This window comes from Bacillus sp. SIMBA_154, from assembly GCF_046536015.1.
Lineage (GTDB): Bacteria > Bacillota > Bacilli > Bacillales > Bacillaceae > Bacillus > Bacillus pumilus_P.
Map to the genome: position 1 here is coordinate 103,328 of NZ_JAWJBV010000002.1, position 14,296 is coordinate 117,623.

15 protein-coding genes are annotated in these 14,296 nt (G+C 41.7%); all 15 read right to left on the reverse strand.

What is annotated here, in order from left to right:
- Positions 1–47: 47 nt before the first annotated feature.
- The 15 genes from R0K30_RS03930 to R0K30_RS04000 all read right to left on the reverse strand — a co-directional run bounded on the left by R0K30_RS03930 (position 48) and on the right by R0K30_RS04000 (position 14,291).
- The gene (locus R0K30_RS03930) at positions 48–1,745 is read right to left on the reverse strand and encodes a proline--tRNA ligase (RefSeq protein ID WP_256499563.1); all 1,698 of its coding nucleotides are present in this window, start codon (positions 1,743–1,745) and stop codon (positions 48–50) included.
- Positions 1,746–1,825: 80 nt separating this feature from the next.
- On the reverse strand, positions 1,826–3,091 hold the full coding sequence (gene rseP / locus R0K30_RS03935; protein ID WP_099725840.1) for an RIP metalloprotease RseP: 1,266 nt from the start codon (positions 3,089–3,091) through the stop codon (positions 1,826–1,828).
- 6 nt (positions 3,092–3,097) lie between these two features.
- Complete coding sequence (gene dxr / locus R0K30_RS03940) at positions 3,098–4,249, reverse strand: 1-deoxy-D-xylulose-5-phosphate reductoisomerase (protein ID WP_099725841.1); 1,152 nt, start codon at positions 4,247–4,249, stop codon at positions 3,098–3,100.
- Between the two features lie 39 nt (positions 4,250–4,288).
- Positions 4,289–5,083 carry a phosphatidate cytidylyltransferase gene (locus R0K30_RS03945; RefSeq protein ID WP_099725842.1) on the reverse strand — a complete coding sequence of 265 codons (795 nt, stop codon included), beginning with the start codon at positions 5,081–5,083 and terminating at the stop codon, positions 4,289–4,291.
- Between the two features lie 12 nt (positions 5,084–5,095).
- On the reverse strand, positions 5,096–5,878 hold the full coding sequence (uppS, locus tag R0K30_RS03950) for an undecaprenyl pyrophosphate synthase (protein WP_099725843.1): 783 nt from the start codon (positions 5,876–5,878) through the stop codon (positions 5,096–5,098).
- A gap of 129 nt (positions 5,879–6,007) precedes the next feature.
- Entirely contained in the window at positions 6,008–6,565 is a 558-nt protein-coding gene (gene frr / locus R0K30_RS03955; RefSeq protein ID WP_024424150.1) for a ribosome recycling factor, read from the reverse strand.
- Between the two features lies 1 nt (position 6,566).
- Positions 6,567–7,289 carry a UMP kinase gene (gene pyrH / locus R0K30_RS03960; protein ID WP_008344767.1) on the reverse strand — a complete coding sequence of 241 codons (723 nt, stop codon included), beginning with the start codon at positions 7,287–7,289 and terminating at the stop codon, positions 6,567–6,569.
- A 134-nt stretch (positions 7,290–7,423) separates the two neighbouring features.
- Complete coding sequence (gene tsf, locus R0K30_RS03965) at positions 7,424–8,305, reverse strand: translation elongation factor Ts (RefSeq protein WP_008354465.1); 882 nt, start codon at positions 8,303–8,305, stop codon at positions 7,424–7,426.
- Between the two features lie 91 nt (positions 8,306–8,396).
- Positions 8,397–9,131 (reverse strand): 30S ribosomal protein S2, encoded by a 735-nt coding sequence (rpsB, locus tag R0K30_RS03970; protein WP_024426991.1) that lies wholly within the window; start codon positions 9,129–9,131, stop codon positions 8,397–8,399.
- A gap of 154 nt (positions 9,132–9,285) precedes the next feature.
- Positions 9,286–9,822: a Swarming motility protein SwrB gene (locus tag R0K30_RS03975; protein ID WP_099725844.1), complete on the reverse strand. Its 537-nt coding sequence runs from the start codon at positions 9,820–9,822 to the stop codon at positions 9,286–9,288.
- A 21-nt stretch (positions 9,823–9,843) separates the two neighbouring features.
- Entirely contained in the window at positions 9,844–10,611 is a 768-nt protein-coding gene (locus tag R0K30_RS03980) for a FliA/WhiG family RNA polymerase sigma factor (RefSeq protein WP_099725845.1), read from the reverse strand.
- A gap of 24 nt (positions 10,612–10,635) precedes the next feature.
- Positions 10,636–11,136: a chemotaxis protein CheD gene (locus tag R0K30_RS03985; RefSeq protein ID WP_099725846.1), complete on the reverse strand. Its 501-nt coding sequence runs from the start codon at positions 11,134–11,136 to the stop codon at positions 10,636–10,638.
- Positions 11,136–11,762, reverse strand: coding sequence for a chemotaxis protein CheC (locus tag R0K30_RS03990; RefSeq protein ID WP_230030155.1), 627 nt, complete (start codon positions 11,760–11,762; stop codon positions 11,136–11,138). Before R0K30_RS03990 ends, R0K30_RS03985 begins: the two co-directional genes overlap by 1 nt.
- Positions 11,763–11,774: 12 nt before the next feature.
- Complete coding sequence (locus R0K30_RS03995; RefSeq protein ID WP_099725848.1) at positions 11,775–12,236, reverse strand: chemotaxis protein CheW; 462 nt, start codon at positions 12,234–12,236, stop codon at positions 11,775–11,777.
- Between the two features lie 24 nt (positions 12,237–12,260).
- Positions 12,261–14,291, reverse strand: coding sequence for a chemotaxis protein CheA (locus R0K30_RS04000; RefSeq protein WP_099725849.1), 2,031 nt, complete (start codon positions 14,289–14,291; stop codon positions 12,261–12,263).
- Positions 14,292–14,296 lie beyond the last annotated feature (5 nt).

A 14,296-nucleotide genomic window follows, 5' to 3' on the forward strand; every position in this document is an offset into this window, starting at 1 on the left:
AAAGGTACCTCTTTTCTACAGGAGGTACCTTCATTTTTTTGTTCGTTTTATGCTTGGCGTATAAATGAAATCAGTTCATCAACAGATACTTCATGTGATTCACCTGATTTTCTAAACTTCACTTCTACAATACCTTCTTCTGAACGTTTCCCGCAGCTAATGCGAACTGGCAGGCCAATTAAGTCACTGTCTGCAAATTTCACTCCTGCTCGCTCCTGGCGGTCATCAAAAAGTACGTCAAAGCCCTCATCTTCTAAGCGCTCGTATAACGTTTCAGCCAGTTCTTTTTGTGCTTCATTTTTCATGTTTAAGGCAAGGAGATGAAGGTCATATGGCGCAACGGTTTCCGGCCAGATAATGCCTTTATCATCATGATGCTGTTCAACAATAGCTGAAAGGGTTCTAGAGATACCGATGCCATAGCAGCCCATGATCATTGGCTGCGCGCGTCCATTTTCATCGAGATACGTTGCATCCATGGCCTCAGAATAACGTGTGCCCAGCTTAAAGACTTGTCCTACTTCAATTCCTTTTGCAAACTGGATTGTGCCTTCTCCGTCTGGAGAGGCGTCTCCTTCTTGAATCAAGCGAAGATCTGTAAACTCTTTCACTGATACATCACGTGCAGCGTTGACATTGACATAGTGATAATCAGATTCGTTTGCACCTGCAACTGCATTTGTCATTCCTTTTACAGCGAGGTCTGCATAAATAGCTACTTCTGCTTCTAGCTTAACAGGTCCAACAAATCCAGGCTCTGTTCCAATGACTTCTAGCACTTCTTCGCGTGAAGCAAGCTCTACAAGCTGTGCTCCAACCAAGTTCTTTACTTTCACATCATTTACTTCGTGATCACCTCTAGTGAGGACAAGAACATACGCATCATCCGCTTTAAACAAAACAGACTTGATACATGCCGATGGAGCTACTTCTAAAAATGCAGCCACGTCTTGAATCGTTTTTACTTGCGGCGTGTGTATTTTTTCAAGTTCTTTAAAGTCCGCAGGATTTGCTTCTTCTCCTTGATACACAGCCTCAGCCATTTCAATGTTCGCTGCATAAGAAGAAGTATCAGAATAAGCGATTGTATCTTCTCCTACTTCTGACAGCGCCATGAACTCATGCGTATCTTTTCCTCCCATTGCACCAGAATCTGCAATGACTGGTCTAAAATTAAGACCCACTTTGGCGAACACATTAGAGTAAGCCGTAAACATTTTGTTGTATGTGTCATCAAGACTTTCTGGTGAAGAGTGGAATGAGTAAGCATCCTTCATAATAAATTCACGTCCGCGCAGCAGTCCAAAACGAGGTCTTTGTTCATCGCGGAATTTTGATTGAATTTGATAAAGTGTCAAAGGAAGCTTCTTATACGATTTCACTTCACTGCGTACTAGTGATGTGATCACTTCTTCGTGCGTTGGACCAAGCGCGAACTCGCGGCCATGACGATCTTTCATACGCATGAGTTCTGGACCGTATGTATACCATCTTCCTGACTCTTGCCACATTTCTGCTTGCTGCAGCACTGGCATTAACAGCTCAGCTGCTCCTGCCTTTTCCATTTCCTTGCGAACAATGGATTGAATATGCTGGATCACTTTATGAGCCAGCGGCAGGTAGTGATAGATTCCACTTGTATTTTGTCTAATGAATCCAGCTCTTACTAATAGCTGATGACTTTTTGCCTCAGCATCTGCCGGCACCTCTCGAAGAGTTGGAATGAAAGTCAGGGATTGTCTCATGTCGTTACACCTCATTTATGAAATAGGACTTCTCACAAAAACTCTTGTTTCCCAAGATGAGAAACAAGAGACATTGGTTTTTATAAAAATAATCGCTGGATGTCGTTCCACGTAACCACTAGCATTAACAGCATGAGGAAAGCAACACCGATGAAGACAACAAGTGCTTCTTTCTCACGATTAATTGGTTTACCGCGAATGGCTTCAACAAATAAGAAAAGTAAACGTCCTCCGTCTAATGCAGGAATCGGTAATAAATTGACGATTCCTAAGTTGATGCTGAGGAACGCCGCAAACTGCATTAATGTTAACACACCTTGTTTGGCTACTTCTCCTGTCATGTCATAGATCCCGACAGGACCTGCCAGCATATCTAGTGAAAATTGTCCTGTGACAATTTTTTGCAAGTTCGTTAAGATCAGACCTGCCGTTGATATCACAGTCGTTCCCGAAGATGAAATGACTTTTAAAAATCCATTTTCCGTTGGCGGGTATGACCCAAAACGGCCAATGTTTTTCCCGTCTGCTTTCACAGCTTCTGGTACAACCTGCACGTTGCTTTCTTTGCCGTCTCGGTCAATGACGACATTCATTTTTTTCTCGGGGTTTTTTTGAACCGTTTGAACCACGTCTGTCCAAGAATTCATTTTATCCCCGTTAATCGAAACGATTTCATCCCCCTGCATGAGACCAGCTTGCGCCGCTCGGCCATCTTTCGTGAGCTTACCGAGCACAGGATCATCTACAGTTACACCTTGAATAAAACCTAAAGCCACTAAAATCACATATGCCAGGATAAAGTTCATGATCGGACCAGCTGCGATGGCTTTAATACGCTGCCATACCGATTTCGAACCAAATTGACGATTGTATGGTGCGATTTGAATTTCTTCACCATCTGCGATATAGAAACTTGTTTGACTCACATTGTAGCCAGTCAGAATATCTTCATTTCCAGCTTCATATCCTGAGATTCTCATGGCATGATCTAAATCAATCTGCTCGACCTCGATGACAAGTGCATCAGGATATTTCTCTTTATCATTTAAAATGATTTTTTCTACTTCATTTTGCTCATTGAATAAGAGTCCCACTGTATGACCTGGTTTAATTTCAATGACTTCAGGGTCCTCCCCTGCCATTTTGACAAATCCACCGATAGGTAGAAGTCTAATGGTATAAACGGTTTCTTTTCGTTTAAAGGAGAAAATCTTCGGCCCAAAACCAATTGCGAACTCGCGGCATAAAATACCCGCGCGCTGCGCCATAATTAAATGGCCAAGCTCGTGGAAAAAAACGAGCGTTCCAAAAATAATAATAAACGCAATCACTGTATTCACGAACATACCACCTTATGTGAGGATTGATTGAACAAAGTTTCGTGTATCTTTGTCCACTTCATGGATATCTTGCAAACTAGGCTTTGAAATCACATGATGTCTAATTAGTGCCTTTTCAATCAATTCTTCAATTTGCAGGAACGTCACTTTGCCTTTTAGAAATGCATCCACTGCAATTTCATTTGCTGCATTGAGCACAGCAGGCATTGTCCCTCCTATTTTACCTGATTCATAAGCAAAATGTAAGCAGCGATACCTGTCAAAATCCGCTTTTTGGAAATTTAGTTGTCCAATCTCCCAAAGGTTCAATGATTTCGCTTCTTTTAATGGCGCCCTGTCAGGATAAGTGAGTGCATATTGAATGGGCACTCTCATGTCAGGTGTACCTAATTGAGCCATGACGCTTTTGTCGTGAAATTCTACCATCGAATGGATAATGCTCTCTTTATGTAACAGCACATCAATTTGATCATATGGTATGTCAAACAACCAATGCGCTTCGATCACCTCGAGCCCTTTATTCATCATGGTCGCTGAATCAATTGTAATTTTTGCTCCCATTGACCAGTTCGGATGATTCAGCGCTTCTTCAACCGTAACACCTTCAAGTTCAGTTCGCTTTTTGTCTCGGAAACTACCACCTGAAGCTGTCACGATTAAACGTTCAATGTTTTTAGCTTGTTCACCTTGCAGGCATTGGAAAATAGCGGAGTGCTCACTATCGACAGGAAGTAAAGGTACATCATATTTTTTGGCGTACTCTTTTACTATATGACCAGCTGTCACAAGTGTTTCCTTATTTGCGAGTGCAATCGTCTTTTTTTGTTCAATGGCCTTTAATGTTGGAACAAGCCCAACACTTCCTACAAGTGCATTGACCACAACGTCCACTGCATCATAGGTCGCTGCCTCGATGTTGGCTTCATCACCTGCAGCCATCTTGACATCGTATTCAAATGAATGACTTTTTAGCGTGCGATAGGTCTCTTCGTCTAAACACCCGACGAATTCAGGCTGAAAACGCTCAATGATAGGAATAGCCTTATCTACATTTCTGCCAAACGTCATGGCTTTCAGCTTAAATTTATCATGGTGCTGCCTGATCACATCTAATGTTTGTTCTCCAATTGATCCTGTTGCGCCTAATAGCGAAATATATTTCAAATTGCCACTCCTTCTCTCGTTCAATAAGTTTCTATGAGGTTAGCTAGCAAATGTGGCCAGCAATAAATATAAAAACGGCAGAACGAATAAAAAGCTGTCAAACCTGTCCAAAATCCCGCCATGACCAGGGAGTATTGTCCCTGAATCCTTCACGTGATAATGACGCTTTAAAGCAGATTCCACAAGGTCGCCAAGCTGTCCAAAAATACTTAGCAAAAGCGTAATAAACATAACAAGCAGATATGATGGCAAAAATCCTGTAACCGCCTGAAACACAAGTGACAACACGACCGCTGTGACGATTCCACCGATAAATCCTTCTACTGTTTTGTTTGGGCTGATCTCTGGCCAAAGCTTTCGTTTCCCCATAGATTTCCCAATAAAATAGGCACCTGAGTCAGTGGACCAAATAATCACCGCTGCGAAGAAGATCGCACTCATGCCATATAAGCCTCTAATTTGGATAAAATAATAGAAACTGACGCCAATATATAATGTGGCTAATATAACAAAAGCAACCTCATCGAATGTGAAAGAGTTTTTGCTCAAAACTGTATAAGTTAAAAGTATTAAGATTGCAAATAAAGCAATCTGCATTTTTGATGCGTCTACGTTCGGGAAGAAACCATTCTCTCCGCCCATTAAAAGCCAAAGCAATATTAAGCTGACAATACCAGGAAAACTGAAAATCGAAATCTTTTTCATTCTCAGAAGCTCAAAGAGAGCGACACTTCCCATTAAATAAATCAGCAGGGTAAAAGGCATCTGTCCATAAATAACAGCAAATAAAAACACTGCAGCTGCCAAAACACCCGTCAAAATTCTTTGTTTCATCTGCACCACCCTCTAAATTCCACCGAACCTCCGGCCGCGACGCTGGTACTCTCCGATAGCGCCTATAAGATGCTCATCAGAAAAGTCAGGCCAAAGCACATCCGTAAAGACAAACTCGCTGTACGCAATTTGCCAAAGCATAAAGTTGCTTAATCTAATTTCTCCACTCGTGCGAATAAGCAAATCCGGATCTTGAAGAGATTCTGTCATTAAATAAGCTGAAAACATCTCTTCTGTGATGTCTTCTGCTCTAAGCTTACCTTCTTTGACTTTTTCAGAAATTTGTCTGCATGCTGAGACGATTTCTGTTCGCCCTCCATAATTGAGCGCAAAGTTTAAAACGAGTCCGTTATTATTCACCGTACTCTTCACTGCGTTCTCTACCGCTCTTTTTGTATGCTGCGGGAGGCCGTCTGGATCACCTGTTAAGCGCACACGAACATTTTCCTCGATGAGTTCAGGCAGATAGATGTTTAAAAATTCTTCAGGAAGCTTCATTAAAAAGTCTACTTCTAGTTTTGGACGTTTCCAATTTTCCGTAGAAAAAGCATACAAAGTCAGCACTTTGACATTCAGCTCATTTGCAAGCTTTGTCATGCGCTTGACGACTTTCATTCCTTCATGATGTCCTGCTACCCGTGGAAGAGCGCGTTTTTTCGCCCATCTTCCGTTCCCATCCATGATAATGGCGATATGTTCAGGAATTTCTCCATTTAATATGTCTTCTTTTGTCAGGCTTTCTAAGTTGGAAGCTGCTGTTTGCTGATTCTTCCAATTTTTGAGTATATTGAGCATGAGATTCCTCCATCACCCAAAAAGGTTGCGTTCCCGCTAATAATATAGTCATCAACAGTATTAACAAAAAAACCCCCTGTAAACATGAAGAGGGTCTTTTCACTATTATCTATTGTACATAGTTTTTTCTTAAACTTCCATGATTTCTTTTTCTTTATCTTTCGTCACGTCGTCAATTTTAGCGACATATTCATCTGTCAATTTTTGAACATCCTCTGTAGATGATCTTAGTTCATCTTCAGTGATCTCCCCATTTTTCTCAAGCTTTTTCAAATCATCGTTTGCATCACGACGAACGTTACGAACAGCTACTTTTGCTTCTTCAGAGTATTTTTTCACAACTTTCACAAGCTCTTTACGTCTTTCTTCTGTTAGCGCAGGGATCGCAATGCGGATCACATTTCCGTCACTTGTTGGCGTGATGCCAAGATCAGACTTTTGGATCGCTTTTTCGATATCACCGATCGCTGTTTTATCGTAAGGTGTGATAATCAGCATACGTGCTTCTGGCACTGTAATTGACGCAATTTGGTTGAGTGGTGTTTGTGCACCGTAATAATCAACTGTCACTTTATCTAGTAGTGAAGCATTTGCTCTACCAGCGCGAACAGTTGCTAGTTCACGTCCGTATGCTTGAACGGCTTTTTCCATTTTTTCTTTTGTTTGGTTCAACACTTCTTTTGACACGTTATTTCCCCCTCACGATCGTTCCGATTGATTCGCCATTTACGGCACGTTTAATATTTCCTTCTTCCATAATGGAGAATACGATTAATGGAATGTCATTGTCCATACATAATGAGGACGCAGTAGAATCCATTACAGCAAGCCCTTCTTTTAGTACATCAAGATATGAAAGCTTATCATATTTTACTGCATCCGCATCTGTACGAGGATCAGCACTGTAGACACCATCTACATTATTTTTCGCCATTAAAATGACATCTGCTTCAATTTCTGCTGCACGAAGTGCTGCAGTTGTATCTGTAGAGAAATAAGGATTACCAGTACCTGCAGCAAAAATCACGACACGTTTCTTCTCAAGATGACGGATCGCTTTTCTTCTTATGTATGGCTCTGCAACCTGTCTCATTTCGATAGAGGTTTGTACTCTAGACTGAATACCAAGCGTTTCTAGGCTGTCCTGTAACGCCAGTGAATTCATCACTGTTGCAAGCATGCCCATGTAGTCTGCTGTTGCCCGGTCCATTCCTAAGTCACTGCCTGTCTTACCGCGCCAAAGGTTTCCTCCGCCTACAACGACTGCAACTTCAACATCAAGTTCTGCAATTTCTTTTACTTGCTTTGCAATTGATTGAATGACAGTTGGGTTAATTCCATTTCCAGCATCACCTGCTAGTGCTTCGCCACTTAGCTTCAGTACAATGCGATTATATTTCGGTTTGCTCATGATAACCTCCAAGTGTAAACTATACCGTCTCTTATTATGCGTAAGAAACCGCCTTTTGTAAATCAATATCCTCTAAAAAATAGGGAACACAGTGCTTGTGCTCCCTAAAAAAGCCCCAGAGAGCTTTTCAAACATTATTTTTTCACTTGGCTCATCACTTCTTCAGCAAAGTTGTCTTGACGCTTTTCGATACCTTCGCCCACTTCGTAGCGAACATAAGTTTGAACAGTTGCGTTTTTCGCACCTACAACTTGTTTCACTTTTTCATCTGGGTTTTTAACGAACGCTTGGTCAAGTAAGCAAATTTCTTCGAAGAATTTGTTTAGACGGCCTTCTACCATTTTAGCTACGATGTTTTCAGGCTTTCCTTCTTGAAGTGCTTGCTGCGTTAATACTTCGCGCTCACGGTTTGCTTCTTCTTCTGACACTTGGTCACGAGAAATATATTTAGGATTTACAGCAGCAACGTGCATTGCAATGTCTCTTGCAAGCTCTTCATCAGTTGTTCCGTTAAGAACCGCTAATACACCGATGCGTCCGCCCATGTGCAAGTAAGAACCGAATGCTGCGTTATCTTCTTTCGTGATGACAGAGAAACGACGTAGAGTGATTTTCTCTCCGATTTTCGCAATTGCAGATGTGATATGCTCTTCAACTGTTGAACCGTTTTCCATTTTAGAAGCATGAGCTTCTTCAATTGTTGCAGGTTTAGCAGCAAGTAAATGATCAGCAAGTTCGTTAAGAAGTGTTTGGAATCCTTCGTTTTTCGCAACGAAATCAGTCTCAGAGTTCACTTCTAGGATAACGCCTGTGTTGCCGTCAGTTTTGATAAGAGTTAATCCTTCTGCCGCAATACGGTCTGCTTTTTTCGCAGCTTTTGCGATTCCTTTTTCTCTTAGAAGATCGATTGCTTTGTCGATGTCACCATCAGTTTCTGTTAACGCTTTTTTACAGTCCATCATACCTGCACCCGTTTTTTGACGCAGTTCTTTAACTAATTGAGCAGTAATTGCCATTTTACATTTCCTCCTTCTATGTTAAAACACGGATTACTAGGTGAAAAAAAGGTGATAAAAGGCATTTCCCTCTTATCACCTTTTGAATAGGTTACGCAGTTGTTGTTTCAGTTTCTGTCGTTTCTTCTACAACAGCTTCTTCTTCGCCTTGTTTAGACTCAAGAATCGCATCTGCCATTTTAGCAGTTAGAAGTTTTACAGCACGGATTGCATCATCGTTTGCAGGGATCACAACATCAATTTCGTCTGGATCACAGTTTGTGTCAACGATACCGATGATTGGGATATTCAGTTTACGAGCTTCTGCAACTGCAATACGCTCTTTACGAGGATCGATAATGAAAAGTGCATCCGGAAGACTCTTCATGTCTTTGATTCCACCTAAGAATTTTTCAAGACGCTCTAATTCTTTTTTCAGTTGAACGACTTCTTTCTTAGGAAGAACTTCGAAAGTACCGTTTTCTTGCATTTTTTCAATATCTTTCAAACGCTTGATACGTTTTTGGATTGTTTCAAAGTTGGTTAACGTTCCACCAAGCCAGCGTTGGTTTACATAGAACATACCAGAACGGATTGCTTCTTCTTTCACTGAATCTTGCGCTTGTTTTTTCGTACCAACGAAAAGGATTTTTCCTCCATCAGCAGCAAGGTTTTTCGTGAAGTTGTAAGCTTCCTCTACTTTTTTCACCGTTTTTTGAAGATCGATGATGTAGATACCATTACGCTCTGTAAAGATGTAACGCTTCATTTTTGGGTTCCAACGGCGAGTTTGGTGACCGAAGTGAACACCAGCTTCTAGCAATTGCTTCATAGAAATAACTGACATTTTGTTGCCTCCTAATATAATGGTTTTTTTTCCTCCGCTTAAGTCATGTTCACATAAAACTGCGCCACGCAGCACCTTCATATGAATCATCAAGCGTGTGTATTTAACACCAAGAAATAATATAACACATGATGGACTGACAATCAAGAATCCTTTACAGCTTTCCGCTAAATTTTAATAAAAGCTCGATTTCTGTCTTACCAGTTTTCAATTCTTTCGCTATTTCTTCTAGTGACCGCCCTTGATCATATAAGGCCTTCACTTGATCTTGGAATGTTTCTTCTATTTCATTTTCAGAAGGCTCAGGAGCTTCTGTTTCAAGATTTGGAACGGGTTCGTTTACCTTCTCTTCCTGCACCTCAACCTCGCTAAGGAGAGCCGACAGGTGCTCTGGTACTGGATCTTCACTTTCTACCGATTGCTGGGATTCAGTTGGTTGTGGTTGCTTTGGTGTCTGAAGATCCGATTTCAGCTCTTCAGCAAAAAAATCAGGGGAAGCGGCTGCAGCTTTTGATAGTTTGTCATTCTCTTCTTTGACTTCCATCAAAAATGCAGCCAGGGTATTTTCCGTTTCTTCTAAAAGCTCTCGCTGCTTTTGTTCAGTTGCCTTCAGCGAATTCATTCTCGTGTATAAAATGATCACAAAATAAATAAGTGCAGCATGAAGCATAAAGCTAATCAGCCATAACATATTTTTTCACTCACTAACTCTTTAAGATTGAATGGCTTTATCAAGCAGATGCTTAAGCTTGAACAATGCCTTCGAATGAATTTGTGAAATGCGCGAGGTGGATAAATTGAGCACTTGACCGATTTCCGTTAATGTCAGTTCTTCTTTATAGAAAAGACTGATCACAAGCTTTTCTTTTTCCGAAAGCTCTGTAATCTTTTCAGCAAGCTGTTCAATTAATTCATCTTTCAGCATTTTCTCCTCAGGTGTCACAGACTTCTCGTCGCGAATCATGACTTGGACGTTTTCTCCGTCTTCTTGATCATGCAGCTTCTCGTCGATTGAGAGCAAATTCGCAAAGAAACCTTCATTCATCGTTGTGACAACATCCTGTTCACTCATGCCGAGTTCCTCGGCAACCTCTGTCGCTGTCACATTTCGCAAATAACGCTGTTCAAGTTTTTCAATAGCCGCTTCTACTTTTTTTGTTTTTTCTCTTGATGTACGAGGCAGCCAGTCCTCTTTACGAAGACCGTCGATGATGGCTCCGCGGATTCTGAAGGATGCATATGTATCAAACTTCAGATCTCTTCCGGGGTCAAATTTTTCAAGGGCATCATATAAACCGAGCATCCCTAGACTGATCAAGTCTTCTTTATGCACTGACTTCGGGAGACCGATGGAAATTCTTCCAACATGATATGTGACGAGCGGCATATAGCGGCGCATAAGATCATCTCCAGCAGCTGGGTCCTTCCACTCTTTCCATCTAGCCCATAGCGCCTGATCTTCGTAATTTAAGGATTGCATCTTTCTCCCCCTATACTTCCTTAGTTATATCTTCATAATGCCATGCTTCACAGTGCGGATCTCAAGCTCCGTCGTAAGCGGATCGAATTCAATCGTACGTCCATTATTCCCGCCCGTGTCCTCACTAATGATCGGGATATGATGAAGAGACAGATGTTCTTTAACAGCTGATACGTTTCTAGGTCCAATTCTCATCAAATCATTGGTTGACTTAAACTTAAACATTTCCGCGCCACCAGCAAGTTTCGCCTTTAGCGCATGTTTGCGCGCTCCTTCTTTTAGGAGCAGATCAATTGTATGCTTGACACCTGTATCTGCATATTTGGCCAAGTTCTCCACCGCCCCTTTTGCAAGGGATGAGTCTGGAAGCATGACATGGACAAGACCTGCCAGCTTTTTCTCTTGGTCAAACAGGACAAGACCTACGCAAGAACCAAGACCGGATGTCCGAATACGGTCCGGTGTTTTCACAAGCTGAACATCCGCTATACCAACCTTTACAACTGCCGGAATCTGCACGTTCATTATAGGTTACCTAATGCTTTGAACAGTTTGTCAAACGATTCAAAGTCTGGTAATAGAAACATATTTCCTTTCAGCTCTTGCTTATTTTGATCATCAAAAATGGATGTATCAATCACAATTGCCTGATCGCCGAGAGGACTGAACTGCATTAACCCTTCACTAATGACAGCACCGAACATATCGAGAGTGACATCTGGAACACTTGGGTAAAGCTTCAATTTTGTTAGATCGGCAAGGGCTGATAAATAAGAGCCTGCTAAAATATTTCCTAGCTCATGAAGTGCTGACGTCCCTAGCACGTGTTCATGAATGGTATCAATATCAAACGCTGGATCCTGTACAAGCTCTCTTACAAATTGCTCTGCTTGCTCAAACGGCATAATGAAAAAGATGGAGCCGGATAAATCTCCTTCCATTCGCAGGAAAATGCTTGCAACTGGAAGATCTGCACCGCCAAAGAAATCCATTAAATCTTCAAACGAGAGAACTTTGACAAAAGGAACAGCCATATCTATTTTGCGATTTAATAGGTTGGCAAGAGCAGACGCTGCATGGCCTGCTCCGATATTCCCTACCTCTCTTAATACATCTAACTGTTCATCTTTTATTTCACTGAAAATGTTCATTTCACATCCCCCTTAATGAACAGGTGCATCTTGAACGCTATTGTCGAGGACAGCACCAGCATGAATGATATTAAATAGACGCTGATCATGCTTAATGATACCTATCACCCATGATTGTCCTTCTTTTTCAGCTGAATCAGGAGAAGATTCTACTTCTTCCTGATGGACTGTAATGACATCATTTGCTTCATCAACAACCCAGCCGACTTCAATGTCACCAACTTGCACAATAATCATTCTAGTTTCATCTGTAATCTCGTTGTCAGTTGATCCAAGTCTAACCCTAAGGTCGATGACAGGTGTCACCACACCGCGCAGATTAATGACGCCGCATATATAAGGGGCAACGCCAGGAATTCTTGTCGGCTGCTGCCATTTTTCAATGGACTTTACTTCTGATACTGAAATGGCGTATTCTTTTTTGTTTACGATAAACACAATCATCTTTTCGCCAGTTTTGATATCTGTACTCATTTCAGACCGCTCCTCTATTGTTTTTTACTTGATCAGTGCATTACAGTCAACGATGAGTGCAACCTGACCGTCACCTAGGATTGTTGCGCCTGAGATCGCAAACACGTTTGGCAGGTAATCTCCTAGTGATTTCAATACAACCTCTTGCTGACCAATGAATGAATCGACCACAAATGCTGTCAGCTTGTCTCCTTTACGAACAACGATGATGTGCAGTTCTTCCTCTAATTCATTCGCATTTGGTACGTGGAATTGTTTCTTCAGGTACACGACCGGTACGATAAATCCGCGGAAATCAATCACTTCACGATCATGCGTTTGAAGGATGTCGCTTTTCTTAATCACAGCCGTTTCAATAATAGAAGAAATCGGAATCGCAAATGTCTCCTCTTCCAGTTTCACAAGAAGAACGGAAATAATTGACAATGTGAGCGGGAGCTGGATAGAGAACAATGAGCCCTGGCCTTCTGTTGAGTTGATGCTTACAGAACCGCCTAATGATTCCAGCTTGTTTTTCACGACGTCAAGACCTACACCGCGGCCTGAGATGTCAGATATCTCATCAGCTGTAGAGAATCCTGCTGCAAAGATCAATGAATCAATTTGATGATCTTCAATGGTTTCCGCTTCTCTTTCTGTAATAACCCCGCGCTCTAGTGCTTTTTCAAGCACCTTTTTACGGTTAATCCCGCCACCGTCATCTTCTACTTCAATGAAGACGTGGTTTCCACTATGATAAGCCTTTAATAGAACGGTTCCTTTTTCTGGCTTGCCTTTTTTCACACGTTCTTCTGGCGATTCAATCCCGTGATCTAGACTGTTTCTGAGTAAGTGTAAGAGCGGATCTCCAATCTCATCGATCACTGTTCGATCAAGCTCTGTCTCAGCGCCTTCAATGATGAGTTCAATTTTCTTATTAAGCTCTTTCGTCAATTGACGAATCATACGCGGGAACCTGTTAAACACAGTTTCTACAGGTACCATTCTCATGTTCAGGATGATCGATTGCAGGTCGCCTGATATACGTGTCATTCTTTCGACCGTATCAGTGAGTTCGTTGTTTTCAAGCTCTTTTGCAATCTGTTCTAAACGTCCTCTATCAATAACAAGTTCTTCAAACAGATTCATAAGAGAATCTAGACGATCGATGTTGACACGAATTGTTTTCGTACCGCCGGCAGCTGCACCGTTATTGCCATTTGCTTTTGGCCCTTCGTTTGCTGGCGCTTTAGCAGCAGGCACGGATACTTCTTCTTTTTTCTGTTCAGGTTTTGCTTCTCGTTTTTCAGCCGAGGCAGTTTCTTCAAATGCGGAGACTTCAGAGATCTCAACATGTTCAACCTCTGAGATCGCCGTCACGATTTTCTTCACTTCGTCCATCGGCTGTTTAGATAGATAAGAAATACTGAATTCAGATTCGAAATCTTCTGATTCTAAAAGTTCTGCATTCGGAACCGTTTTGACGACCTCGCCTGCTTCATTGAGTCTTTCAAAAATCATATAGACACGAACTGCTTTTAATAAGCATGCGTCGCTTAATGTCACGGTCAGCTCATAGCATTTAAAGCCTTGTTCTCTCGCTTCATCAAGAACTGTTCGTTCAAATTCATTATAGTCTAAGTCGTTAGCGGCAGGAGCTGATGCATCAGCTGTCTCAACGCTAGAAGCTGCCTCCGCATGGCTTCCTGTCACGTCTAGCTTTTTACTAATCTCTGTGACATCACGTTTCCCGTCTCCGCCTTCTGCAATCGATTGAACCATTGCTTCAAGGTGGTCGAGTGCTTCAAACATCGTATCCATTGACTCAGGAGTGACAATCATTTGTTCATTCCGGATGGCATCAAACATGTTTTCTAAGTGATGCGTCAGTTGAGCCATATCAGCATAGCCCATCGTTGCACTCATGCCTTTCAATGTATGAGCCGCTCTGAAAATATCATTCACTAGCTGCAAGTCGGTTGGGTTCTTTTCTAATTCGAGAAGTTTTTCATTACAAGCTTGTAAGTGTTCTCTGCTTTCATCTAAAAAGATATCTAAGTATTGGTTTACATCCAACGTGT